Here is a 24,918-nt window from a genome sequence, read left to right as displayed (position 1 = left end):
GGCGTTAATCGTGACTCACCACGATCACCCGGATCGCATCTAATTTTAACCGAGCTTTGGCCAAGTACTCATTCAGTTGCTGGCATTGCTGCTGTTGATGAGCGATCTCTTCATCCCGCACTAAGGGGTTTACTTGGCGAAGTGCCTGCAAACGCTCGATATCTGCGGTTAAGCTTTGCTGCATTTGGGTTTGTGCTTGGCTGCGTAATTGCTCAAGTTGCAGCGTGGCTAACTGTTCCGCTTGTTGCAGCATAGGGTGGATCAGATTTTGTAAGGCATTCACCAGTTTTGTCGCCGTTTGTCGACCAACCGGTTTTAATTGACGATTAAAGTTATCAAACGACACTTTGGCTGCCAGATCTTTACCGGTTTTATCTAACAACATACGAATCGGCGTAGGCGGTAAATAACGCCCCAATTGTAACGCCGCTGGCGCGCTCGCTTCTGCGATATAAATTAACTCCACAAAGAAGCTACCAACCGGTACGGCTTTGTTAGGTAATAATGCCACGGAGCTGTTACCTAACACATCATTACTCAGGATATCCAAAGTGCCTGTGACCATCGGATGATCCCAGCTTAAAAATTGAATATCTTCTTCGGCTAATGCAGTAGCGCGGTCAAAGGTGACTGTGGTGCCATCATCTGCTAATCCAGGATAGTTTTGCTGTAAATGCTCAGATGGCCTTAAAATGATGCTGGTATCAGAGCGATCTTCTTGATTAACGCCCAGTAAATCCCATGCCTTGAACATCAGCATTGGCAGTTTAACGTCTTGATCGAGTGCACTGACTTCGGCAGCAAGTTGTAACGCTTGTTGGCCACCGCTGGAGTTGATTTCTAATAACTGATCGCGGCCTTGCTCCAATTTAGCTTGTAGCTCGGCGGCCAATTCAGCACAGGCTGCGATTAATTGCTCGGCCTCGTCGCTCGGGCCTCGGTAGTCAGCGAGTAGCTGTTCTAACTGCGCTTTTTGTTGTTCAAAAATCAGGCGACCCGTTTGGCAGGTTTTGGCAAACGCATTTAAGCCGTGATGATACCACTCTAATAATAATTGCTGAGCGGTATTCACAAAGTAGGGAATATGGATCTGAATATCATGCTGCTGCCCAATCCGATCTAACCGGCCAATCCGCTGTTCGAGTAAATCAGGGTTTAGCGGTAAATCAAACAATACCAAATGTTCGGCGAACTGGAAGTTACGACCTTCGCTACCAATTTCAGAACACAGCAACACTTGGGCACTGTACTCTTCTTGGGCAAAGTAGGCGGCCGCTTTATCTCGCTCGATAATGCTCATGCCTTCATGGAATACGGCGGCACGAATACCTTCAGATAAACGTAAGGCTTCTTCCAAGGCGAGAGCCGTGGCTGCCGACGCACAAATCACTAAAAACTTGCCGTGTTTCGCCGCTTTTAAGGCGGACAACAAATATGCAACACGCGGGTCAAATTGCCACCACTGGCTGTTTTCACCTTCAAATGCCTGAAAAACTTGCTCGGGAAAGAGATTAGCGGTGATTTTAGCGTGCACCGAGGCGTCTTGTTGCAAGGCGCGATGCACTTTTAAGGCATTTTGATATTGCTCTGGCATTGCCAGAGGTTGTAATAGCGGGCAACGTTTTGGGAAGCCTTGAATGGTGTTACGGCTATTGCGGAATAAAATGCGGCCGGTTCCATGACGATCTAATAACTTTTCGACCAGCTCATGCCGCAACGTCTCGCTGAGGGGTTGCTGATCGGCGAGTGATTGTAATAGCGCTTGGCTAGCGCTATCGTTTAACAAGTTGTTTAACGAGGCTAACAAGTCAGCATTCAGTGACGTGGCGCTTAACAGTTGCTGAGCTAACTTGGCGATCTGCTGATAATCTTGCTCTTCAGCTTGAAATTGTTCGTAGTCATAAAAACGATCAGGATCTAATAACCGTAGCCGGGCAAAGTGGCTCTGATGGCCAAGTTGATCGGGGGTGGCTGTCAGTAAGATTAAACCGGCTGTATCTTGGGCTAGGGCCTCGATGCGCTGATATTCCGTGCTAGGCTTTAACGGATCCCAATGAAGATGGTGAGCTTCGTCGACCACCAATAAATCCCAGTGGCTACTGACCGCATGCTCATGCCAGCTGCGCTTTTTCGCTAAAAACTCCATGCTACACAGCACGAGTTGTTCGGTATCAAACGGGTTATCCGCATCGAGTTGCGCTTGCTGGCAACGTTCTTCATCAAAAATCGCAAAACGTAGATTAAAGCGCCGCAGCATTTCTACCAGCCATTGATGTTGTAATGACTCCGGTACAATAATCAAAATACGACTGGCCAAGCCCGTCAGTAATTGCTGGTGAATAATTAAACCGGCTTCAATGGTTTTACCTAAACCTACTTCATCGGCCAATAACACGCGTGGCGCGTGGCGCTGTGATACTTCGCGTGCAATATGAAGCTGATGTGGGATCAAGCTAACACGACCACCAACCAAACCACGCAGCGGGCTTTGTTGCAGGCTTTGTTGATGCTGCCAGCTTTGAAAGCGTAATGGGAAGAATTCAAAACGGTCTACTTGACCGGCAAATAAGCGATCTTGAGGTTTGTTAAAACTCAGGAAGTGGTCTAAAAAGGTTTCGCGTAAAATGCAGGGTTCTTGCGTATCTAAGCGAATGCCGTGATAACTTAATAGTGCGTTTTCAATCGTTACTTGCTGCACCAGTAAAGTAAAGCCCTCTGCACTTTTCACTTCATCGCCGATGTTAAAACTCACGCGAGTCAGAGGCGCTTCTTGCTGAGCATAAAAGCGTGTTTCACCGCTGGCGGGGAACAGAATTGATAGCATTCTGCCCTCCAGTGCAATTACAGTACCTAAGCCTAAATCAGACTCTGTATCGCTGATCCAACGTTGTCCCAGTGCAAAATTCATTCTAAACCCTAACTGTCAAAAACGGGGCGCTATGGTACAGCGAAACGACCTTGGTTGCATCTGTCTCGCACAGCTTTTTCTTCAGCAACGATTATAAGTTGTCATGCTGTTGTCATCTGGTAACGGCAACGTAGCAATTAGCGTCTAAGGTGCGGTTCGGCACTTTTAGTCGCAGTCTGGCAAAGTTGCACTATGCTAAAAAGAGCCGTAATGCATTACGGTGAGATAAGCAAATAAAGGAGTGCTTATGGCGCGGAAAAAACAGCAAGCGAAAAAAATTTATGTTCTAGATACCAATATTTTGTTGCATGAACCTTTTGCCTTCCTCAATTTTGAAGAAAACGATGTTGTGATACCGATGACGGTATTAGAAGAACTTGATCATATAAAAGATAAAAATAAAGACGTCAGCCGAGATGCACGAGTGGCAATTCGTGCGTTAGAAGATATTTTAAAAGACGCCTCCCCAGAGCAAATGCTGCACGGTGTGGCGTTACCCAGCCGCCAAGATGCCAAGCCCGCCGGTCATATTTTTATTGTTAACGATCACCATCTAAAAGATGAAATCCCTGGTTTACCCGGCGGCGAGAACGATCATCTGATCATTAACACCGCCTTGTATTTGCAGCGCGAAAAAAGCCCTGTAAAAGTCATATTGGTGACAAAAGACATCAATATGCGTTTAAAAGCCAAGGGTGCGGGTTTAAAGCATGTAGAGGATTACCGCACTGACCAACTGATAGATGATGTACGCTTTCTCTATAAGGGCTATTACAAATTTGCCGGAGAATTTTGGCCACAAGTCGGAGAATGTCACAGTGTGAATGAAGGGCGCGATACGGTCCATTACATCAACCGAAAGGTCTTACCTAATGCTTATGTTAACGAGTATCTAGTCGATGAGGCTGAAACTTTTGCTGGGAAGGTTTTGGCAGTCAGCGAGCACGAATTAAAAATCCAAGACTTCGGTTATGAGCGATTAATGCATCGACATGCTTGGGGGATTCATCCAAAAAATATTTATCAAGCCATGGCCTTAAATGCCTTGCTCGATCCGCAAATGGATTTGGTGATTTTAACTGGCCCCGCCGGATGCGGAAAAACCCTAATTGCCTTAGCTGCCGCGCTGGAGATGGTTATCGAAAAAGGCATTTACGATAAAGTCATTGTGACGAGGAATACACCTGAAATTGCCGAGTCTATTGGCTTTTTACCAGGCTCTGAAGAAGAAAAAATGGCACCTTGGTTGGCGGCCATTACTGATTCGCTAGAAGTACTGCACAAAACCGACGAACATCCGCATGCCAGCGTGAATTACATTATGGAAAAGGCGAATATTCAGTTTAAGTCGGTTAACTTTATGCGTGGCCGCAGTATTCAAAATGCCATTGTTATTTTAGATGAATGCCAAAATTTAAGCGCAGCGCAGTTAAAAACCATTATTACCCGCTGTGGCGAGGGAACAAAATTAATCTGCTCAGGTAATTTATCGCAAATAGACAGTAATTATCTTACTGCGGTGACCTCGGGGCTCACTTACATTGTGGAGCGTTTTAAAAACTTTGAAGGCAGTACTACCGTTAATTTAAATGGGGTTGTTCGTAGTCGATTAGCCTCTTTTGCTGAGGCGAACTTGTAGTTTTCTGCGATGGATAGATTGACTAATTAATGAAACGCGCTAATTTAGTTTCAACGCAATTGTTAACAAGGAAAGGTTGATGCAAAATCCAGCGCTTTACGAATATCGCCGTACGGTCAAATTGGCGGCGCTATTCGTCCTAATGTTGAGTTTTGTTGCGGCACTCTGTCACTTTTTATTGACCATCGATAACCGGCTACAACACACCGAACAACGTTTGCAATTTAAAGCCGCACAAATTGACACGCAACTACAACCGCTGCTGAATTTGCTTGATTGGTTAACCAAACTGCCGTTTAGTGAGCAAGCTGCTTTGCAAAGCTCGCTTTCGTTAAAGCTGCATAATCGTCAGGGAGAGCCATTAAATACCGCGGAGTTAGTAGAGAAAACCGACAGTGTGGCCAGCGAATTGTTATTACTGCAGCATCTCGATTTAGCCTTTACGGCTATCGAATTGATGCAACCCGCGCTAGAGCGCATTGTGTATGTGTCAGAACAACATTTTATTTATGCTAATCCGCAGACACAGTTCACCGCAACTTTAGCGAGTTTAGTGCCGTGGTTTGAGCAATATGAGCAAGCTGAAGGCTCAGCTAAACTAGGTTTAGCGACTTTGGCGTTAAGTAAAAACAAAGTATTGCTAAGCCAACGTATCCAGCAGCCGAATGGTGGGGCGGGGTATATCTTATTTGTGTTAGATGTTCCTTTATTGTTGATGCCATTACAACAGCAAACACCGGGGGCTGATTTCCTGTTACTAGATGAGCATGGCCATATGCTCGGTGGCACGACAAAAGACGACAGCAAGGTCGATGAAATGTTATTGCAATTACAACGGATAGGTCGGCAACCGTTTTCTTTAGCGATGCTCGAAGCACGGAATGGCTTATTTAGTGCCGGCTTTAAAAGCTTTATCGCTTATTGGATTGGCTATCTTGTCGTGTTGTCGCTGGCAAGTTTAGGTTATGCGTATCGTTACAAGCAAAAAGTGGTGAGGCCGGTGCGGCGTTTAACGGTTCATGTTGAGCGAGCGATCCGCGATCAGGCTGGCGTAAGACATATTCCTAGTGGTTGGGAAGAGATCTTTGATAAGATCAGCCGATTGAAATCCTGATATACCTTTGCCAATGGCAAGGGCTGAGAATATATTATGAAGTTGTCTCGTCAACTGCCGGTAACTTCGGCCATCTCGGCTATCGATTTACTGGTCTCCGCTGCTCCTGAATTAAGTAAAGGCCGTTTAAAAGATGCGATGAATAAAGGTGCAGTGCAGTTAGTCGGCAAGCCGTTTAAACGGTTGCGCCGCGCTCAATTTATGTTAAAGCCCGGTGCAACACTACTGTTAAATTACGATGAGGATATTTTGCAGCGGCAATGTGCGCCGGCAACCTTATTATTTGATGAAACGGCTTACAGCATTTGGTTTAAACCGGCAGGTATGTTGTCGCAAGGCAATGAGTGGGGCGATCATCTGAGTTTACTGCGCTTTGCTGAGCAGCACTTTACCCCCGCGCGGCAGGTTTTTTTATTACATCGCTTAGACCGTGAGGCCAGTGGCTTAGTTATACTTGCTCACAGCAAAAAAGCGGCTGCCGCTTTTAGTCAATTAATTGCGCAGCGACACATTGCCAAAGGTTACGCCATCACGGTAAAAGGCCAATTATCTGCCGATTTAATAGCCGATGGGGTGATCAGCTTACCTTTAGACAATAAAGCCTCAGAAACCCGTTTTACTGTTGAGGATTATAATGCCGTTACCGATTGCAGCCGACTTCATGTGCAGTTAATCAGTGGTCGAAAACATCAAATTCGTCGTCACTTTGCCAGTGTTGGCCATCCGGTGTTAGGCGATCCACACTATGGTAGTGGCAATAAATCGGCGGCAGGGTTGGCATTACAAGCGGTCAGTTTAAGTTTTAACTGTCCATTACGCCGCCGCCAGCAGCATTTTGAGCTGCCAGCGGCACTGCGCATAGCGTGATAGGGTAAACAGGTTAGGGGGTTAATCGACTTGATCTGGCGTTAAAGCTTGTTGATTGACCAAAATGGTCAGTTCGCCCAAGCGATAAGCATTGACAATATCTGTGCGTAAATCTTCTACCTGCCATTCGCAGGGCCTAGCATGTTCAGTGGTGAAACTTAACCGCCAAGCCAGGTCCGTTGGCGGAGATTGCTCAAGTAATGACCAACCAAACCATACGATATCGGTTAAACCATTCAAATCACGTTTGTGCCAATTGGGTCCTAGTAATGAAGCTAATTCCAGTTCTGCCGTTAAGATAGCGGGTGCAACACCTAGCGCGAGCAATTTATTGCTGAATGATTGGATGGCTTGTTCTAACAAAGCACTTTGTGCGGCTTTATCTTGGCTGTCAACGGCGAGCCAAAGCATTTCACTGCCACTAAAGGATGCGTTAACCGCCTCTGTATCAAGCTCTTGTGCTAATTGTTTCAGCATATTGGTGACAATGCGTCGGCCAAATTGCCGCTGTAAGGCAGCACGCTGGCGCGGCATAATAACGAGTAAGCTTTGTGTTTGCTGTTGATCCAGCACTTTAGCCTTCTCACGGAACTGGACCCATTGTGGTGGCGCTAACTCTGGCACTACCGAAGGCGTGACGGCGTTTTGTTGCCGGCGCACCAATTGCCAAAAAACAAAGCAGATAAAAATCAGTAAAACCAGTAACGCTTGCAATAAAAATTGGCGAGATTCTGTTTCTGCTAAGGTTTGTTTTAATGCGGTTAATTGCTGGCGATATTGCTCTGCTTCATTAAGTTCTGATAAGCCTTCGCTTAGCTCAGCCATGTTGTACTGCATTTGTTCTGCTAATTCTTGTTGATTTAATTGAGTGACTTTTTCTTGTAAGGTATAGGCTAGTTGCCAATCTCCTGCCGCGCTCGCTAAAGCTGCTGCGCTATCGTGATAGCGCAATTGTAAAAAAATAGCGGCTTGTTCGATATCCGGGCTTAATTCATTTAGCAGCACTTTTGCTTCAGCATAACGTTGTTGCGTAATGAATAATTTAACAATGGCCAACGCAGTTTCTTGCATCATGCTGCGGATGTTTAACTGTTTAAAGTTCTCAAAAGCCAATTGATAATACTGTTCTGATTGTGGGTAGTTTTTACTTAAAAGTGCGGCGCGGCCCAAGCTGTAATAGACCAAAGCGGTGCGCTGTTTGTGCTGTAATTGCTCTGCGATCTCTAAGGCTTGTTGCAGTAAAGTTTCAGCTTGTGCTATCTGCTGTTCACCTTCCATATAACTTTCAGCCATGTAAATCAGTACATGACTGTAATTCGACAGCCGATTTAATTGTTGATAGCGTTCAGCCGCTTGTTGAAAGTGAGTGAGGGCAAGATCATGTTGATCAAGTTTGCGATAAGCCATGCCCATGCGGAAGTAAATCGATGCAATTTGTTCGTCATCCGATAACTCACGGGCAATGACCAGTGCTCGTTCAAAATGACTAAAGGCGACTTTATATTGGTTATTTTGCAATGCTAATCGGCCAATCAGTACTAAGGCATTCAACTGGCGTGGGGTATTGCTAAGCTCTTCAGCTAACAGCAAACTCCGCTTGGCATATTCTAAGCCTTGGCTAAGATTACCCAATACGTTATTAGCAGAGGCAAAGCTGTTCAATACATCGCTCAATAGCACTTTTGCAGCCACATCTTTTAACGAGATTAGGTGCTTTTCAGCTTCAACTAATTGCACTAGTGCCATCTCGGCGTCTTGAAAATAAATGCCATAGATTTGCGCTTTATGAAACAAACTCATGGCGCGAAGATAATCGCTTGGCGCCATGTTTTCTGCTTTATTAACCGCATCTAAAGCGGCTTCACGTTTGCCGAGTGTTTGATAACTTTCTGCTAAGACTAAATAGTCTTCGGTGCTTAGGCTGTTCTCTGTTTGCGTTTGTAGCGACGTGATCACTTGTTCGGCATGTTCACTGCTGCTTGCTGCATCACGCATTCTCGAGCTCAGCGTTTCTGCGGCTAAGTTCGTACTGATAAACAGTAGTATAAAGGTAACAAACGTCAGGCATTTCATAGCACTTTTGCTCTTATTAGGTTGTTGACCACTGCATTCAACTTGTTGGCGCATGGTGTGAAGTATTCTACTGTGTTGCTATAAAGTTATTAATATTGTCAGCAATTTTGCCCACCATCCGTGCTCTGGCTTCGCGGCTGGCCCACCCAATATGTGGGGTAATTAATAAATTCGGTAAGGCACAGTGCAACAGCGCCGTGTCGGGCGCGGGCGGTTCTTCGGCTAACACATCTAAACCGGCCGCCAGTTTTCCTTGTTGCAAAGCATTAATTAATGCTGCGGCATCGATTAACGCGCCTCGTGCGGTATTAATTAAAATCGCGCCGGGTTTTAGCCATGCCAGCCGCTGTGCGTTAATAAAAGCTCGTGTGTCTGTCGTTAACGGACAATGTAATGACACCACATCGGCTTGAGCAAAGGCTTCTGCCATCAGCATTCTTTCTGGCCTTGCCACCGTTGCGCTAGGGCGCTCTGCAATAATTACCTGCATACCAAAAGCTGCCGCTAATTTTGCCGTAGCTTGACCCAAAGCACCATAACCCACAATCACCATGGTTTTATTGGCTAATTCCATTATCGGAAAATCCAGCAAACAAAAAGAACGACTTTGTGCCCATTTGCCCGCGGCAACCCGCTGCTGATAGCCAATAAGTTGATTGGTGAGTGCCAGTAATAACGCAAAAACATGCTGCGGCACCGCCGTTTCGGCATAGTTACGCACATTTTTTACCACAATGCCGGCTGCTGCTGCCGCGTCCAAATCAATATTGTCGGTGCCGGTTGCACTAATCATAATCGCTTTTAAACGCGGTAGCTGCTTCAGTACCTCGGCATCTAAGATGCATTTATTCACGATAGCAATATCAGCATTGCGCAAGCGCGGCACAATCTGCGCAGTTGTACTGTAATCGTGTAAGGTTAATTCACCATCAATATGCTTTAACGCTGAAAAATCTGCATCACCCAAGGTGGCTGCATCTAAAAAAACCAGTTGAAGAGACATAATTTATTCTTAAAGACCAAAGCTATAAATTAGCGATAGAGCAATTAAACAGTTTTACCATAGCCGTAGCTAAAATGCAGCAAGTGTTGTTGTTAGACCATTGGCTAAGTGGTTCTGAGATTTTTGTTATACATTTGCTAACAAATTGCTTGTGAATTAGCGCAGTGGCTTTGCTATTATCGTATTTTCATACAGGAGAAAGCAGCATGCGAATAGCGGTATCGGCTATAGAAAAATCTTATGCCACGGTACAAGCCGTGCGGGGTGTTAGTTTTACTATCGAACCGGGTGAGATCTTTGCGTTACTCGGTCCAAACGGTGCGGGTAAGTCTTCTATTATTCGTATGTTAGTGGGAATGACGTTGCCCGATACAGGCACTATTCAGGTCGAATACCAACAGCAGCGCTATAACCATATACCGCGTCGCCAGTTGGGCTATTTGCCCGAAGACCGGGGTTTATATCCGGATAAAAGCGTTGAGAAAAATTTATTGTATTTAGCGCAATTGCATGGTTTAAGCAAAGTCACCGCACAGCAGCAGATGACGCATTGGTTAGAGGTATTTGAGTTAACCGAACGGCGACACGAAGATTTAAAGCAATTATCAAAAGGCAATCAACAAAAAGTGCAGCTGATCGCGGCTGTGATCCATCGGCCGGCCGTGGTGATTTTGGATGAGCCATTTTCTGGCTTAGACCCACTCAATCAGGAAAAAGTCGTCGCCTTTTTAAAAGAGTTGCGCCAGCAAGGTATGACGGTGATCCTGAGTGCTCATCAGATGGCGATGGTAGAAAAACTGGCTGACCGCATGTTGCTGATGGCAAAGGGCAAAGTAGTCTTAGCGGGCACTTTAGCCGAGATCCGCCTACAAGCACAGCCAAAGCAAGTGGTGTTAATTGAAACTGAACAAGCTGTTAGTGAAGACAGCTTAGCGTCAGTATTGGCTGATGAGCATTGGCAATGGCAGTCGAGTCACAGTTTTAGTGTCACTTTGGCCAACAGCACTGATCTTACACATTGTCTACAACGAGTGTTGGACTCGTTCACTGTGCGCGCCGTGACCATGCAAGCAGCCGATTTACATCAATTATATGTGTCGGCCATGGCCGAGCATCAGCAAGGGAGTGCAGCATGATCTCTAAGCAAAGTTTAATTGTCGCTAAATGGGAGTTTTTACGCTTCTTTAAGTGGAAACAACAGCTGATCTCCTACCTGTTAATGGTGTTGGTGATGGCTGCGGTGGTGGCTTGGAGCTTTTTTGTGGACGAAAGCCGGCATCAATATCGGATTGCAGTTCCTGCGCATTTTACGTTGGAAAATACTGAGCAATTTCAGTTTCAGCGGCCTACGATAACCTTAGATGAGCAATTGACACAGTTAAAAGAGACTCAGACTTGGCATGCGGTGGTCAGCGAAGAGGCTGAGGCTATTGTGGTGCATACGCTATCGGGTAAAAAATGGCAGCAAACACTGGATAGCGAGTTACAAAAGTACTTTCGGCAAGTTTATGGTCAGTCACAAGGTTTGTCTGCGGCACAGTTAGCGACATTAGAAGAGCCCGTTACCCTTGAAATGCGTTATTTGGATGACAACTACAAGGGCAGTGATCGGCCGGAGAAGATGATCGCGATAGGTTTATTGTTTTTATTACTGATTGGTTTATCGACGGCCTTTGGCCAATTACTGATGAGCATTACCGGTGAAAAACAACAACGCGTAACCGAACAGTTATTCGCTATTGTAACGCCACAGCAGTGGATTGATGGCAAGGTGCTGGGGCACAGCTTAAGCGCAATGAAAGCCATGTTTACCACCAGTTTAGTCATCGTGTTAAGTACGGTGATCACGCTGTTGTTTATCGCCGATAAGCCGGTGGATTTTACTTGGCTAAATTGGGCGGTCATCGCTTGGCTAGTCCCGTTTGCTTTAATTGGCTTGTTGTTATGCGCCTGTTTTATGGCGGCCATTGCCGCATCGATTGACGATCCGAACACCAGTGGTAAAGGGGTGGTAATGATGGTGACATGGTTACCGCTGTTATTTACTTACTTGGTCATCGATAGCCCCACTGGCTTTGGCATGACTTTACTCAGTTGGTTACCTTTAACGTCGTTTGCGGCTATGCCGGTAAGATTAGCCATGGTAGAACTTGCTTGGTGGCAACCCTTGCTATCGTTATTATTGCTACTGGGTACGCTGTATTGGTTAAGGCGTTTAGCTGGGCGGATCTTTTTACGCGGTATGCAGATGTATGGCAAAGAACCGAGTTGGGGCGATATTATGCGCTGGGCACTGAGCAATAAAACCGAGTAATCGTATTTTTGAACTATTCAGGTCAGGCTCAGCCTGATAAGAGATAATAAGCTGCCGTGGTAACACGGTGGTGCTTTTTGCAGAGCAAGGTTCCACTTACTGCAGCAAATTAAATGAGGTTATTATGTTTGATTCATCCTTTCGCCAGCAAGCAGCCGCTTGGCAGCGCCAGTTTCAGCTGCAGCATCGAGGCAGCTTTGTACAGCGTGTACTCGCCTGGTTGGTACTGGGTGTCATGCTGATGGTCGGGGCCTTTTTACTGTTGTTTGCCTTAGTACTCAGCTGGGTATTGATCCCCATTTTGATTTTTCGGCATCGGCAACGCATGCGTAAATTTAGAGGGCAGGCCGGTCAATATCAGCAGCAACAGCAAAGCCACACGCGTTCTGGCGGTCAAGTAATTGAAGGCGAAGTTATCCACAAAGATGACGCCGATCCACGTTAGTTAAGTGGGTTTATTGGCCAGCTTACTTTGAATAAAATCACTGTGGCGGATGAACAGTAAATCCGCTACTTTGCGTAACATCGCATCTTCATGTGGGTCGATATTGCCATCGGCATAAGCCACTTTCCATAACTGGTCTAAAACGGCAATGCGCTGCGGCTCGGTTAAACTTTTTAGTTTCGAGGTGTAAGCGTGTAAGCAGGTTGAGTCAGCCGCCATTTGCTGCGCCTGAGCAAAAACCTTTTTGGTATGCTCTGGGGTTAATTGATATTCCTCTGATAAATAGCGTTGCACCAGTTGCTGCTCTGCTTCAGCGCTGTCAAAGTCTGCGTGAGATAACTGTAACATCAGTACCACGGCCATAAATTCTGCTTCGTTAAGCCCAGCTTGTTGCCAATGCTGTTCAGCCGCGCCGGCACCTTGCCAATCGTTACTGGCTTTTTCGAGTAAGTTTTTTAAAAGATTAAACATGACAACTCCTAAATCACTGCAGCCATAGCGCCTAACTGCTTGACGCTAAATGCTTGAATTTTGTCAGACCTCACCCCACTAAAAGAGTTCGACTGCCTCTTATTGGAGCACCTAAGTGCCCTTAGTTATCCTATTAATACTGACCATCTTAATCAGTGGTTTTATCTTTGGCCAGCCTTACTATCAACGTTGGCAACGGCAGCGAATCCGCGCTCGGCCTTTTCCCGAGCCTTGGCGGCAGATCTTAAAAAAGCGGTTACCTTATTATCGCGCCTTGCCCACTGATCTGCAGCTGCAATTAAAAAAACATATTCAGGTGTTTACTGCAGAGAAAGATTTTGTAGGCTGTGCAGGCTTAACCGTTACCGATGAAATGCGCGTGACCATAGCGGCGCAAGCCTGTTTGCTGTTATTAAACCGACCCAATCATTACTTTCCGCAGCTAAGATCGATCTTGATTTATCCTGCCGCCTTTATTGTGGCCAATGCGCAACAAGATGCAGCGGGCTTAGTCAGTGAACAACGGCGTATTCTCAGTGGGGAATCTTGGCAACAAGGGCGGGTGATTTTAAGTTGGCAAGATACTTTGGCTGGCGCCGCCAATCCAAAGGATGGTCACAATGTGGTGATCCATGAGTTTGCGCATCAGTTAGATCAAGAACATGGCAATGCACAAGGTGCACCATTATTGCAACGCAGTAGAGATTATCAGCAATGGTCTCAAGTGATGCAGCAAGCCTTTGATCAATTACGATGGCAGCTACAACAAGGCCAACCCGTGCTGATTGACCCTTACGCGGCAACCAACCCAGCAGAGTTTTTTGCGGTATTATCAGAGGTGTTTTTTGAACAGGCCGCCGAGTTAGCGCAACAGCATCCGGCATTGTATCAACAATTGAGCTACTTTTATCGATTAGACCCGTTAAGTTGGCACTGATCGCTTAAATGCTGTCTCTCACCGTGCGCTGAATGATCGTGATGCCCACTTTACGCATAACAGATCAGGTTAACCTGCTGATGATAAGGAGAGACAATGCGGCATTTACTGGCAATATCGTTACTGTGGAGTGGTGTCTTGTGGGCAAAAGATGTTGTGCCGGTGCAATCGATCCAGCCGGTGGCTAACAGTCTGGCAGAGCAACTGACCGTTTCGGGTACTTTAACTGCGCGTCAAGATGCGAATTTATCGAGTAAAACAGCAGGTTTGGTCGCGCAAGTCCACGTCGATGCCGGTAAACGTGTGGCAGCGGGTGACGTGTTGTTGACTTTAGATGCTGCCTTAGCGCAACATGATTTAGCACAGTTTCAAGCGGGATTAGCGTTAGCTGAAGTCAATTTACAAGAACAGCAACGCTTGGTTGCCGAAGCCGAAACGCTGACGTCGCAACAGCTTTTTCCACAAACGGAATTAGCGTTAAGAAAAGCGGCATTGCGTCAAGCCGAGGCCCTAAAACGCCAAGCAGCTGCGGCGCTGGCGCAGCAGCAAGAGCAAGTAGCACGTCACCAGTTAACCGCACCTTTTGCCGGCGTGGTGGTTGAGCGATACACTGATGTGGGTGAGTATGTCAACTTAGGTGCCCCAGTATTTCGCTTAGTGGCCTTAACGCCGTTGTATCTTGACGTGCAATTACCACAAGAATATTACCCCGCCTTAGCGAACCTTTCGCATATTGATGTTATCTCTGATCTTTATCCTAATAACGCCTTGTCAGCCACTTTAACGGCCGATGTCCCCGTGACCAGCGGTAATGCCCGAAGTTTTCTGGCAAGGCTCACCGTCGAGAGTCAGCTTAGTGGCTTATTGCCAGGTACGTCAGCCCGCGCGGTATTCCATTTTCAACAACGTGAGCGTCAAGTCTTGGTGGTGCCTGCTGACGCGTTGCTACGCCATGCTGATGGCAAATTCAGTGTGTTTTCTATTGCTGACGGTAAAGCCTATCGCCGACTTGTGACACTTGGGCGTAATACCACTGCCGGTGTAGAAATTGTGTCGGGTTTACCCAAAGGTGAAGCGGTGGTGGTGCGAGGTAATGAAAATTTACGTGATGGCCAAGCGGTTCGGTTAGTTAGCGTGGCAGGAGGCAACTGATGTTAGCTGCCGCAATCCGCCATGGCACCATTTTAACGGTTGCTGTTTTAATTATTTGTGTGTTGGGTATTGTTGCCGCTTTTCGAATACCCGTGCAAATGATCCCTGATTTGGAAGTTAGAACCATCAGTGTGGTCACGGGCTGGCCTGGTGCCACGCCGCAAGATATTGAAAAAGAAATTTTAATTGAGCAAGAGCGCTATTTACGCAATTTGCCTAATTTGCAGCGGATGATTTCCAGAGCAAGTACTGGCTCAGCTAACATTGAGTTAGAGTTTCCATTCGGGGTGGATGTTAATGAAGCCTTGATCCGAGTCAGTAATGCCTTAAGCCAAGTGTCTAGTTATCCTGAAAATGTCGACCAACCGCGCTTATTAAGCAGCTCATTTTCCGCAAATGCCTTTATGTATTACCGCTTAATGCCCCTTGCCGGCAACCCGCTGCAATTAGACATGGACATGCTGCGGGATTTCGCTGAAGACGTGGTTAGGCCCCGTATGGAACGCGTGCTTGGGGTATCTGAAATTGGTGTCAGCGGCGGTGCTGAGCGGCAAATTCAGGTGCTGGTCGATCCGGCTAAATTGGCACAACGCGGTTTAAGTATGAGTGATGTGCGCCAAGCCATTCGCGAGCGTAACCGCGATAGCTCTGCAGGTGATATCGATAACGGTAAACGACGTTATTTATTGCGGGTGATCGGCCGTTTCGATAATTTAAACGAATTAGAAGACGTTATCCTTGCACAACGCGGCGCTGAACAAGTGCGACTGCGTGATGTTGCCAGCTTGGTGTTAGATCATTTTGAAGTGCGGCAACTTTCCTATGCAGACGGTGAGCAAGCTATAGGTTTATCTGTCAGCCGCGAAAGTGGTGCCAATGTTATCGCCATTAAACAAGGTATGTTGGAGGTTGTAGCGCAGCTTAATCAAGATTTATTAGCGCAACAAGGTTTGCAACTGATGCTGATTGGCGATGACGTGCGTTATGTTGAAGATTCTATCGTTAATGTCTGGACCAACTTAGCATTAGGGGCCGCTCTAGCAACCCTGGTTATGTATCTGTTTTTACGTTCTGGCCGTGCCACACTTGTCGGCATTATTGGCCTGCCAATCTGCACCATTGCGTCATTCCTTGGCTTGTTATTATTTGATCGCACCATCAATGTCATTTCTTTAGCGGGAGTCGCCTTTGCCATTGGTATGACGGTGGATAACACCATTGTGGTGCTTGAAAGTATTGAGCAAGCCAGGCGACGGGGCTTAACTAAGTTTGATGCCGCTTTAGCCGGTGTGCGTGATGTTTGGCCAGCGGTATTAGCCTCAACCATGACCACGGTGTTGGTGTTTTTGCCTATTTTGTTTATCGAGGAAGAAGCCGGGCAGTTGTATTCCGACATTGCGATATCGATTGCCGCGGCGATAATTGCCTCGATGTTAGTGGCAGTGTTTGTGGTACCTTCCGCCTTAGCCAGAATGGGATTTGGTGGTCAAGCTGCGGCTCAAGCGGGCGGATCAGCTGCGCCAAGCCGAATATTGGCTGTGATAAATCGGCTAACTGCCAACGGTAAGCGGCGGGCAGCCGTTATGCTGAGCACACTCGTCTTTACCTTGGGCTTAGCCGCTTGGTTAATGCCCCCTGCCGAGTACCTGCCCGAGGGCGAAGAGCCGAAAGCATTTTCATTGATGATTGCGCCACCCGGTTACAACCTCACTGAAATGGCGATGATAGCCGAAGAGGTCAGGGCGTTTTTAGAGCCGCATGTATTGGCAGACGCGCAATCGTTTGACGAGGGTACAACCATTATGCCCCCTTTGAAATATTATTCAATGAATGTGTCAGTAGGGCGAATTTGGTTGATGAGTGAGCCGGTGCGAGCAACGGATATACAGGCGATGATGGATCGCTTAACGGCGTTATTTCGGCAGTATCCTGGGATGCGGGCTTTTTCTTCACGAGGTTCCATAATTAGCAGTAATGATGGCGGTACCCGTGCGGTGGCGTTGGATATTTCTGGGCCTGATCTGGCGAGTTTATATGCGACTGCCGATGCCGCCTATTTGGCAGCACAACAGCTATTTGACAACCCACAGTTAAATTCTGATCCGTCGTCGTTGTCTTTAGATCAGCCGCTGATTGAAATTCGCCCCAACTGGCAACGCTTGGCAGAGCAAGGCTACAGTGCGGCAGACTTTGGCTTTGATGTTGCCGCGTTAAGCGATGGTGCCTTTGTTGACGAGTTTTTCTTGAACGACGATAAAGTGGATATTTTCTTATTCAGTGCGGCGGGTAATCAACAACAATTGGCCGCGTTGGGGCAAGCGCCCTTGCATACACCGGCTGGCGCAGTATTACCGCTTAGTGCGTTGGCTTCACTGCGTGAAGTGGCCGACAGTGATAACTTACGGCGGGTAAATGGTTTACGAACTGTCACGTTGTATATTATTCCACCTCGCGACGTCGCGTTAGAAACCGCTGTTGAGCAAGTACAGCAACAGCTTGTGCCACAATTACAACAACAAGGCGCCATTGCCCAGGGCGTTAGCCTCGATATTACGGGTGCCTCGGATCAGCTTGATGCCACTAAGGCGGCGCTCAGTGGTAACTTTATGATTGCGATTGTCTTAATCTATTTATTACTGGTTGCCATTTTCCGGCATTGGGGCTATCCGCTGTTAATTTTAACGACTGTGCCCTTAGGGCTGGCGGCGGCTCTGGTCGGTTTGGTCACCATTAACGCAACGGGGAGTGTGTTTACTGCGATGGGGCTAAGCGGGTTTTATCAACCCTTTGATATGATCACCATGTTGGGGTTTTTAATTTTGCTCGGCACAGTGGTGAACAACCCCATTTTGATTGTTGATCAAAGCCGGCGTAATTTTGCAGCACAGCCAGGTAAGGTACAAGCCGCAGTGTTGGCCGCGGTGGCTACACGGTTAAGGCCTATTTTAATGTCCACCGCAACGACAGTGTTTGGTTTAGCGCCTTTAGTGTTCCTCCCTGGTGAAGGCACAGAGTTGTATCGTGGCGTGGGGGTCATAGTGTTAGGTGGTTTGCTGCTGTCTACGGTCGTCAGTTTACTCTTCTTACCGGCATTATTAATCTCGGTATTTAATGCCATACCGCGTTTTACGCGAATAACATCTTAAGTAATTGCGCGATTAACACTAAGGCGACCAACGGCAGGATCCAGCGACTGTATTTACGATAGTCCTGCTCTGCTGCATCGCCTTTTTTAGCAAACTTTTCCATAACGGGCACTAAAATCATTAAGGCCAAAAATAAAACTGCTAGAATGCCAAGTAACGCCATTTTGTTATTTATCCTTCAACGTGTTTACACCGCGAACACGGCCCGATATATATTTATCAAGGCACCGTTCGCCACTCTATTGACCTTATCATACGCATGTTAAACTGCCCACAATCTCTTAAAAGGAATGGTCATTATGTTGCTGGCGGTATTAGCGTTGTTAGCAGGCTTAGGCTTGCTGGTGTGGAGTGCAGACAAATTTGTAGATGGCGCGGCGGCAACAGCTAAATATGCAGGTATGCCGCCGTTGCTGATTGGTATGTTAGTGGTGGGTTTTGGTACTTCAGCACCCGAAATGGTGGTGTCGGCGATGGCAGCCAGTGATGGTAATCCCGCTTTGGCTTTAGGGAATGCTTATGGCTCGAATATCACCAACATTGCGTTAATTTTAGGCTTAGTCGCGTTGATTAGCCCTATTGCGGTTAATTCGCAAGTGCTGCGAAAAGAGCTACCCATTTTATTAGGCGTAACATTGTTTGCAGGTTGGCAATTATTCGATCATCAGTTAACACGGTTTGATGCTTGGTGTTTGTTAGGCGTGTTTTTACTGTTAATGATTTGGTCGGTATGGCAAGGCATGCGTAACCCTGGCGATCCGATGGCAGTCGAAATGAATTCCGAACTGGCCAACGCGGAGAGTATGAGCTTAAAACAATCGATAATCTGGTTGCTGGTAGGCTTATTGTTATTGATTTTGGCTTCGCGGATGTTGGTGTACGGTGCGGTGTTTATTGCACAATCATTGGGTGTCAGCGATTTAGTCATCGGCTTAACGGTGGTGGCGGTGGGCACCTCGTTACCAGAGTTGGCGTCTTCATTGATTGCCATCAAAAAAGGTGAGCACGATATTGCCTTGGGTAATGTGATCGGTTCAAACCTGTTTAATACCTTAGCGGTAGTGGGTATCGCTGCGGCTATTCAACCGATGAGTGTTGATGCCGTGGTATTAACACGCGATTGGACCTTGATGGCGGTGCTGACTGCGGCGTTATTGGTGCTCGGGTTTGGTTACAAAAAACAGGGGCGTATTAATCGGTTTGAAGGCGCGCTGCTGCTGGCCGTATTCTGTGGTTATACCGGTTATCTATTAAGCACCGTGTTGGGCTGATGGCATATCACAAGCCTGAGTTAGATAGCGGTTATTATTTACAGCATTTTAATGAGCTGCTGCAGTTTGTGGCAGCGCATTATCAAGCAGTGTTAACGGCAGACAGTCAGGCTTTTATTAGCGACTTTGCTGCCTTAGCGCCCTCTGCGCAGCTGTTGTTGGTGCGCATGCTGAATCGCAAAGGCGCAGTGTTTTGTGATAGCGAGCTAAGTTACGATGAAATTGGTGCGCCAACACCTTGGTTAACGCTGTTACAGCAACAGGGTTTTGTCGCAGAACTACAGACTGCGGATTTAACCGATTTTTGGTTACGTCTGACCAAACACACTTTATGGCAATTACTTGAGCTGGCGCAGCAGCAATTAGCCGTGCCGTTAGAGCTTAAAAAAAGCGCCACCAAACCCCAATTGCTGCGTATCGCGTTGAGTTTGCCAGTGGATTGGTTGGCACTGATCCGCCAGTTACCACAGCGCTATGTGGTGTTACAGCGGCAAGCCGCACTAAGTTATATCTATTTCCTGTATTTTGGCCGCATAGAAAGCAATTTATCGCTGTTTACGCTGCGCGATCTGGGTATTCGGCAAACTGGGCAATTTAAACAAGTCTTCCAACCTCGCTTTACCGAGTTAGCTCAAGCGCAACTGGCTTTTAGCATTGCTAGCGCTAAAGCACCGATCCAAGCATTAACCAAAAAACTGAAACCGCTAACGGATGTGGCAACTATCCGCGCCGAATTACAGCCGATGCTCACTATGGTTGAACACTGGCCGCAAACCGATGATCCGCAGCTCAGCACTAAGCGCAGCGAACGGTGTTATCAGCTAGGCCGGATTGCCGAGCAGCAGCGGCAAATGGATTTTGCTATCGCGTTTTATCAGCAAAGTGCTGATTTTCCCGCATCAGAGCGACTGGCGCGCTTGTATTGGCAGCAAGGCGAGCGCGAGCAATGCCAAAGCTATTTGCAGCAACTGTTAAATGATCCAGCCTGTGATGAAGAATGGCTGTTCGCCGATGATTTTTTCACTCGGCACTTTCCTGCGCCAGGCACGGTCAGTGCTAAGCGCTCCCGACTGACAGAATTACTGCAACAAGCCCCCAGTATCGGTGTGGATGAGTTGTACTTAGGCAAAGCTGAGCAAGGTGTGATCGCGCATTATCAACGCCAAGGTTATCAGGCGTTTCATGCCGAAAATAACCTATGGTTGGCGCTATTTGCCCTATGGTTTTGGCATGAGCTATTTGAGCATCCGGCGAGTGCCTTGCATAACCCGTTTGAACGGCGGCCACGCAATCTCAGTGCTGGGCTGTTTTACTCGCAATTTGCCGACAGTATTGAACAGAAACTGCAGTGGTTAGACGAGCCTGGGGCCACGCAGCATCTGCTAAATGCTTTGGCCGCGCATTTTGGCAAACGCAATAGTATCTGTTTTTGGCCGCAAGACTTGGCTGAACAACTGTTACCTTTGATTAAGCTGGCGCCGGCCAAGGCGTTAGCCACTTTGTTACGCCATATGGCGCAAGATTTTCAGCGCTGCAGTAGTGGCTATCCTGACTTGCTACTGATCAAAGGAAATGAGCTGGCTTTTGTTGAAGTCAAAGCCCCGGGTGACAAGATCCAGCGCCATCAACTCGCGCGTTTGTTAGCTTTGCAGCAAGCGGGGTTTAACGCCCGTTTAGAAAAGCTGCATTGGATCATCGATCCTGATCGTCTGTATGTGGTACTTGATGTCGAAACCACTGGCGGTAAAGCGGGGAGTGATAGGGTCATTGAAATTGGTGCGGTTAAAGTACAATCTGGCGAGATCATTGATAGCTTTAGCACCTTACTTGATCCTCAGCGGCGCATTCCGTCTTTTATCAGCCGACTAACCGGCATTACAAATAATATGGTTGTGGACGCCCCCACCTTTGCCGAAATAGCCGATAGCTTAGCGACCTTTCTCAACGGCGCGGTGTTCGTGGCGCATAACGTGAAATTTGATTACGGCTTTATTAAGGCCGAGTTTGCTCGGTTAGCCATAACCTTGGATATGCCGCAGCTGTGTACCGTGGTAAATATGCGCCGGTTTTATCCCGGGCATGCTTCTTACAGTTTAGGCAAATTATGCCAAGCGTTAGACATTCCATTGCTGAATCATCACCGCGCCTTAGATGATGCTAAAGCCGCTGCGCAGTTACTCTTACTGATAAATCACAAACGCGGTAAGCCAGAGCACGCCACGACCTAACTCCTTTTTAATGCGGCATATATTGCCTTAATAGAAGGCATAAGTCATCGAGCTATGCCGTCATTACCAGCGGCGATAAAGGCTGCTGGCTTAATAAGGTGTGCTGCTGTCATCGTCTATAGTGTTAAGGGCAACTTGTAAGAATCATGGCTTTAATGAAGAGGGTTCGAATGACACAACATCAACGTAGTTGGCTTGGCTGGACAGGGCTCGTCATTTGGCGATTTTTACTGTGCTTTAGCCTCGCCTTATTAACTTTGCTGTGTGTGCTGCGCTTTATCCCGCCACCCACCTCCGCTTTTATGCTGCAAAGCCCTTATCCCGTGACGCAACATTGGATAGACATCACTGAACTGCCGACACATGTGCCGTTAGCGATGGTTGCCTCTGAAGATCAGCGGTTTCCTCAGCATTGGGGGGTAGATTTTGCGGCGATCAGTCAAGCGCTACAGCAATTTGATAATGGTGGTGGTCTGCGGGGGGCGAGTACCCTAAGCCAGCAAACAGCAAAAAATCTATTGTTATGGCCAGGACAAAGTTTTTTACGTAAAGGCATAGAAGCGGGTTTAGCACTGAGTCTTGAGGTTATTTGGGGTAAAAAGCGGATTTTAGAGGTATACCTCAATCTTGCTGAATTTGGGCAAGGTATATACGGTGTTGAAGCGGCTAGCCAACATTATTTTGCTAAATCGGCGCGCTATCTCACCGTTAATGAGGCGGCGAGGCTCGCCGTGCTGTTACCCAGTCCACGCTCGCGCGATCCACGTCAATTAACGCCTTATTTGCGTCAACGCGTCGCTTGGGTCGAGCGACAAATGCGGCAATTAGGGAGCAGTTACTTAAACCCGATATTGCATTAATCACTGGTGGTAGCAATAACCGCGACGCAACTGCAAAAAAATCAGCAAAGGTTAACAAGCGGCTATACTTTATTTTTTAAATAAAGGATGCCAAATGATGATTAGATTGTTAATTGTTCTGTGGGTGTGCGCATGGCCTTTAGGGGTAGCAGCTAAGCCTGAGTTGCTGCTAGCTCAGATTTACCATGAAGATGTCGACATTCAAGATTATTGGGTAAGCGAGAAACTAGATGGTGTGCGTGCTTATTGGGATGGTAAACAACTACTTAGCCGAGGAGGCAATATTATTGCCGCGCCGTCTTGGTTTCTTGCTGATTTTCCAAGCCAAAAATTAGATGGCGAGCTGTGGCTGGGTCGCCAGCAGTTTGCCGCCACGTTAAGCATAGTGAGCAAGCAACAACCGGTACAGAGCGAATGGCAACAAATTCGCTATTACGTATTTGAGTTACCCGAGGCGGCAGGAACCTTTAGTGATCGGGTCTTGGCAATGCACGCGCTTAAACAGCAGCTCAATTCGCCTTATATCGTCATTGTGCCGCAGTTTCGTGTTGCGGATAAGCAACAACTGTTTACTAAACTTACTGAGCTGGAGCAGGCTGGCGCAGAGGGCTTAATGTTGCATCATCAAGCCGCGTTGTATCATACCGGCAGAAGTCAGGCGTTATTAAAGCTGAAAACCTATCAGGATTCAGAAGCCGAAGTGGTGGGTTATCGCCCGGGTAAGGGCAAGTATCAAGGTATGGTTGGAGCGCTTATCGTCAAAACACCTGAAGGCAAAACCTTTGCTATTGGCAGTGGTTTAACGGATGCGCTTCGCGAAACACCACCAGAAATTGGCACGGTGATAACCTATCGGTATAACGGTCTGACCGTGCATGGCTTACCCCGTTTTGCGCGATTTTTAAAAGTGCACTCCGATTTTTAAGCCATGGGTTCGAGTTTCACGGTGGCGGGGCGCAATAAGGCTCGGATCCGTTCAAAGGGAGTCAACACGATAGCATTGCCCAGCAACACCAGCGCAAAACCGCTAAAGGTATAGCTGGTCCAGCTAAAACCTTCAAATAAGGTACTTAATACCACGGCCACTAATGGAAACAGCACTATGGTATAGCTGGCTTTTTCCGGGCCAATTTTTTTCAGTAGCGCAAAATAACTGGCAAACGCGATGACCGAGCCAAAGATCGCCAGATAGAGCAATGAAGCAAGATAAGCCGGTTCAGTACTGAAGTTAAACTGTTGTCCTTGCCATAATGCCGCTAACAATAATACGCCGCTACCGTACAGCATGCCCCATGCATTCACTTGCATAATGGGCATGCCTTCTCGTGAGTTGCGCACGCTGACCATGTTGCCAAACGAGGCCGAGAGTGCACCCGATAAGATCAGCAATAAGCCGATTAAGCTGGCATTGGTAAAATCTAACCCATCTAAATCAGGCCAAAACAGCACCACAATACCGGCGATGCCCATTAAGGCACCAAAATAAATACGTTTCGCTACCGGTTTGCCGAAAAACAACCGCGTATTAACGATGTTCATCAGTAGCATAGTGGTAAAGGCGATGGCGGTCATCGCGGAGGTCAGGTATTGTTGTGCTTGATAAATAAACAGAAAGTTGACGGCAAAATTGAGCGTGGCTAACAACAAAATAAAGCCATGCTGGCGCAGCGTAAAACGCATATCGAGCTTTTTGTACCAGCAAAATAGCCACATCAGTACAGCGGCAATTGCAAAACGGTACAAGAGTGATACTTCAATCGCAACTTCACCGAGTTGAAACTCAATGGCAAACCAGGTGGAACCCCAGATCAACACGGTAACTAAGTACAATAAGATGTTTTGCATAAAGCGATGCCAGTGGCGATAAAGGCACTGATCATAAAGCCTTGTTCAAGATTAAAACAGTAGTCAAAGTAGAATTTTATGTGGTTTGTTTAGCAACAAGGGTGGTTTTGTTGGGAGTCAAACCATTAAGCTGCGCAAGGTTTTAATTTTGCATAGTCTGTGCCCCTAAACATTTGCTAAACATGTAGTGAGAAACTTTTTCGCCGTTGGCGAGTAACTTTCTTTTGTTTCGCCAAAAGAAAGTTACCAAAGAAAATGCGACCCACGTTGCGGCGAAAGCCCGTTCAATTTTGCCCGCCCAAGGCGACGAGGTAACTCGCTCGGCGCTACCGCACCTCACTCAAACACCCCTCGTCTTAAAACCTTGGTCGCGCAAATTTGATCGGCTTGCAACGTAATGGGATTTAAAAGCGCATCAGACTAAGGAGCATTTCGGTTTTAAGATTCTTACAGCTAAGAACTGAAAGCGGTCTTTGCTGATTGCCTTGTGAAATGTCTGCAATATTGCACAAACAAGCTATTCAGCTAAGCGAATACCGCTTTGGCTTTTATTCCCCTTAGAGCGAGCCGACTGATCATCGTTGTCCAAGGTTTTAAGAAAACGGGTGTTTGAGTGCGGCGACGGTAGCGCCGCGCGAGTTACGT

The 24,918-nt window shown here is 47.1% G+C and carries 19 protein-coding genes; 13 read left to right on the top strand and 6 right to left on the bottom strand.

The window, feature by feature from the left end:
• Window positions 1–4: 4 nt before the first annotated feature.
• On the bottom strand, window positions 5–2,908 hold the full coding sequence (gene rapA, locus ACUJFL_RS16475) for an RNA polymerase-associated protein RapA (protein WP_445425523.1): 2,904 nt from the start codon (window positions 2,906–2,908) through the stop codon (window positions 5–7).
• Window positions 2,909–3,155: 247 nt separating this feature from the next.
• Between rapA and ACUJFL_RS16470 the strand changes: the two genes are divergently transcribed.
• The 3 genes from ACUJFL_RS16470 to ACUJFL_RS16460 all read left to right on the top strand — a co-directional run bounded on the left by ACUJFL_RS16470 (window position 3,156) and on the right by ACUJFL_RS16460 (window position 6,528).
• Window positions 3,156–4,547, top strand: a complete 1,392-nt coding sequence (locus ACUJFL_RS16470; RefSeq protein WP_306177865.1) for a PhoH family protein — start codon at window positions 3,156–3,158, stop codon at window positions 4,545–4,547.
• Window positions 4,548–4,626: 79 nt separating this feature from the next.
• A complete protein-coding gene (locus ACUJFL_RS16465; RefSeq protein WP_445425522.1) occupies window positions 4,627–5,661 on the top strand; it encodes a hypothetical protein in 1,035 nt (344 codons plus the stop codon).
• Between the two features lie 36 nt (window positions 5,662–5,697).
• Window positions 5,698–6,528, top strand: a complete 831-nt coding sequence (locus ACUJFL_RS16460) for an RluA family pseudouridine synthase (protein ID WP_445428043.1) — start codon at window positions 5,698–5,700, stop codon at window positions 6,526–6,528.
• 21 nt (window positions 6,529–6,549) lie between these two features.
• Here ACUJFL_RS16460 and ACUJFL_RS16455 read toward each other — a convergent pair whose 3' ends face one another.
• Together ACUJFL_RS16455 and ACUJFL_RS16450 are read right to left on the bottom strand one after the other, a co-directional pair.
• Window positions 6,550–8,601 (bottom strand): tetratricopeptide repeat protein, encoded by a 2,052-nt coding sequence (locus tag ACUJFL_RS16455; protein ID WP_445428042.1) that lies wholly within the window; start codon window positions 8,599–8,601, stop codon window positions 6,550–6,552.
• A 67-nt stretch (window positions 8,602–8,668) separates the two neighbouring features.
• A complete protein-coding gene (locus ACUJFL_RS16450) occupies window positions 8,669–9,604 on the bottom strand; it encodes a D-2-hydroxyacid dehydrogenase (protein ID WP_445425519.1) in 936 nt (311 codons plus the stop codon).
• 206 nt (window positions 9,605–9,810) lie between these two features.
• Here ACUJFL_RS16450 and ACUJFL_RS16445 point away from each other — a divergent pair, with 206 nt between their 5' ends.
• The 3 genes from ACUJFL_RS16445 to ACUJFL_RS16435 all read left to right on the top strand — a co-directional run bounded on the left by ACUJFL_RS16445 (window position 9,811) and on the right by ACUJFL_RS16435 (window position 12,363).
• A complete protein-coding gene (locus tag ACUJFL_RS16445; RefSeq protein WP_445425518.1) occupies window positions 9,811–10,740 on the top strand; it encodes an ABC transporter ATP-binding protein in 930 nt (309 codons plus the stop codon).
• Window positions 10,737–11,918 (top strand): ABC transporter permease, encoded by a 1,182-nt coding sequence (locus ACUJFL_RS16440; RefSeq protein ID WP_306177858.1) that lies wholly within the window; start codon window positions 10,737–10,739, stop codon window positions 11,916–11,918. The genes ACUJFL_RS16445 and ACUJFL_RS16440 overlap by 4 nt, the downstream gene beginning before the upstream one ends.
• 124 nt (window positions 11,919–12,042) lie before the next feature.
• Window positions 12,043–12,363, top strand: coding sequence for a hypothetical protein (locus ACUJFL_RS16435; RefSeq protein WP_445425517.1), 321 nt, complete (start codon window positions 12,043–12,045; stop codon window positions 12,361–12,363).
• On the opposite strand, the gene ACUJFL_RS16430 is transcribed toward ACUJFL_RS16435, so the two are convergent.
• The gene (locus ACUJFL_RS16430) at window positions 12,364–12,834 is read right to left on the bottom strand and encodes a tellurite resistance TerB family protein (protein WP_445425516.1); all 471 of its coding nucleotides are present in this window, start codon (window positions 12,832–12,834) and stop codon (window positions 12,364–12,366) included.
• A gap of 115 nt (window positions 12,835–12,949) precedes the next feature.
• Here ACUJFL_RS16430 and ACUJFL_RS16425 point away from each other — a divergent pair, with 115 nt between their 5' ends.
• From ACUJFL_RS16425 to ACUJFL_RS16415, 3 genes are all read left to right on the top strand, one after another.
• Window positions 12,950–13,771 (top strand): M90 family metallopeptidase, encoded by an 822-nt coding sequence (locus tag ACUJFL_RS16425; protein ID WP_445428041.1) that lies wholly within the window; start codon window positions 12,950–12,952, stop codon window positions 13,769–13,771.
• A 96-nt stretch (window positions 13,772–13,867) separates the two neighbouring features.
• Window positions 13,868–14,923, top strand: coding sequence for an efflux RND transporter periplasmic adaptor subunit (locus ACUJFL_RS16420; protein ID WP_445428040.1), 1,056 nt, complete (start codon window positions 13,868–13,870; stop codon window positions 14,921–14,923).
• Window positions 14,923–18,069 (top strand): efflux RND transporter permease subunit, encoded by a 3,147-nt coding sequence (locus tag ACUJFL_RS16415; RefSeq protein WP_445425513.1) that lies wholly within the window; start codon window positions 14,923–14,925, stop codon window positions 18,067–18,069. Before ACUJFL_RS16420 ends, ACUJFL_RS16415 begins: the two co-directional genes overlap by 1 nt.
• Here the strand turns inward: ACUJFL_RS16415 and ACUJFL_RS16410 are convergent.
• Window positions 18,050–18,232 (bottom strand): hypothetical protein, encoded by a 183-nt coding sequence (locus ACUJFL_RS16410; protein WP_306177853.1) that lies wholly within the window; start codon window positions 18,230–18,232, stop codon window positions 18,050–18,052. The genes ACUJFL_RS16415 and ACUJFL_RS16410 overlap by 20 nt on opposite strands.
• A 136-nt stretch (window positions 18,233–18,368) precedes the next feature.
• Here ACUJFL_RS16410 and ACUJFL_RS16405 point away from each other — a divergent pair, with 136 nt between their 5' ends.
• The 4 genes from ACUJFL_RS16405 to ACUJFL_RS16390 all read left to right on the top strand — a co-directional run bounded on the left by ACUJFL_RS16405 (window position 18,369) and on the right by ACUJFL_RS16390 (window position 23,353).
• Entirely contained in the window at window positions 18,369–19,340 is a 972-nt protein-coding gene (locus tag ACUJFL_RS16405) for a calcium/sodium antiporter (protein WP_445428039.1), read from the top strand.
• Window positions 19,340–21,568, top strand: a complete 2,229-nt coding sequence (locus ACUJFL_RS16400; protein ID WP_445428038.1) for an exonuclease domain-containing protein — start codon at window positions 19,340–19,342, stop codon at window positions 21,566–21,568. Before ACUJFL_RS16405 ends, ACUJFL_RS16400 begins: the two co-directional genes overlap by 1 nt.
• Before the next feature lie 170 nt (window positions 21,569–21,738).
• Window positions 21,739–22,428 carry a monofunctional biosynthetic peptidoglycan transglycosylase gene (gene mtgA / locus ACUJFL_RS16395; RefSeq protein WP_445425510.1) on the top strand — a complete coding sequence of 230 codons (690 nt, stop codon included), beginning with the start codon at window positions 21,739–21,741 and terminating at the stop codon, window positions 22,426–22,428.
• Between the two features lie 94 nt (window positions 22,429–22,522).
• On the top strand, window positions 22,523–23,353 hold the full coding sequence (locus ACUJFL_RS16390) for a DNA ligase (protein ID WP_445428037.1): 831 nt from the start codon (window positions 22,523–22,525) through the stop codon (window positions 23,351–23,353).
• Here the strand turns inward: ACUJFL_RS16390 and ACUJFL_RS16385 are convergent.
• Window positions 23,350–24,273 carry a DMT family transporter gene (locus tag ACUJFL_RS16385; protein ID WP_306177847.1) on the bottom strand — a complete coding sequence of 308 codons (924 nt, stop codon included), beginning with the start codon at window positions 24,271–24,273 and terminating at the stop codon, window positions 23,350–23,352. The two genes, ACUJFL_RS16390 and ACUJFL_RS16385, sit on opposite strands and share 4 nt — an antisense overlap.
• Window positions 24,274–24,918: the final 645 nt, after the last annotated feature.

This window comes from Alishewanella sp. HL-SH05 (assembly GCF_052655985.1).
This window is presented reverse-complemented; position numbering and strand designations above follow the sequence as displayed.

Coding starts and splice junctions, on each gene's coding strand:
- ACUJFL_RS16390 (WP_445428037.1), top strand. CDS start 22,523: ATGATGATTAGATTGTTAATTGTTCTGTGGGTGTGCGCATGGCCTTTA.
- ACUJFL_RS16415 (WP_445425513.1), top strand. CDS start 14,923: ATGTTAGCTGCCGCAATCCGCCATGGCACCATTTTAACGGTTGCTGTT.
- ACUJFL_RS16405 (WP_445428039.1), top strand. CDS start 18,369: ATGTTGCTGGCGGTATTAGCGTTGTTAGCAGGCTTAGGCTTGCTGGTG.
- ACUJFL_RS16460 (WP_445428043.1), top strand. CDS start 5,698: ATGAAGTTGTCTCGTCAACTGCCGGTAACTTCGGCCATCTCGGCTATC.
- ACUJFL_RS16435 (WP_445425517.1), top strand. CDS start 12,043: ATGTTTGATTCATCCTTTCGCCAGCAAGCAGCCGCTTGGCAGCGCCAG.
- ACUJFL_RS16465 (WP_445425522.1), top strand. CDS start 4,627: ATGCAAAATCCAGCGCTTTACGAATATCGCCGTACGGTCAAATTGGCG.
- ACUJFL_RS16440 (WP_306177858.1), top strand. CDS start 10,737: ATGATCTCTAAGCAAAGTTTAATTGTCGCTAAATGGGAGTTTTTACGC.
- ACUJFL_RS16455 (WP_445428042.1), bottom strand. CDS start 8,601: ATGAAATGCCTGACGTTTGTTACCTTTATACTACTGTTTATCAGTACG.
- ACUJFL_RS16445 (WP_445425518.1), top strand. CDS start 9,811: ATGCGAATAGCGGTATCGGCTATAGAAAAATCTTATGCCACGGTACAA.
- ACUJFL_RS16450 (WP_445425519.1), bottom strand. CDS start 9,604: ATGTCTCTTCAACTGGTTTTTTTAGATGCAGCCACCTTGGGTGATGCA.
- ACUJFL_RS16430 (WP_445425516.1), bottom strand. CDS start 12,834: ATGTTTAATCTTTTAAAAAACTTACTCGAAAAAGCCAGTAACGATTGG.
- ACUJFL_RS16400 (WP_445428038.1), top strand. CDS start 19,340: ATGGCATATCACAAGCCTGAGTTAGATAGCGGTTATTATTTACAGCAT.
- ACUJFL_RS16470 (WP_306177865.1), top strand. CDS start 3,156: ATGGCGCGGAAAAAACAGCAAGCGAAAAAAATTTATGTTCTAGATACC.
- ACUJFL_RS16410 (WP_306177853.1), bottom strand. CDS start 18,232: ATGGCGTTACTTGGCATTCTAGCAGTTTTATTTTTGGCCTTAATGATT.
- rapA (WP_445425523.1), bottom strand. CDS start 2,908: ATGAATTTTGCACTGGGACAACGTTGGATCAGCGATACAGAGTCTGAT.
- ACUJFL_RS16385 (WP_306177847.1), bottom strand. CDS start 24,273: ATGCAAAACATCTTATTGTACTTAGTTACCGTGTTGATCTGGGGTTCC.
- ACUJFL_RS16420 (WP_445428040.1), top strand. CDS start 13,868: ATGCGGCATTTACTGGCAATATCGTTACTGTGGAGTGGTGTCTTGTGG.
- mtgA (WP_445425510.1), top strand. CDS start 21,739: ATGACACAACATCAACGTAGTTGGCTTGGCTGGACAGGGCTCGTCATT.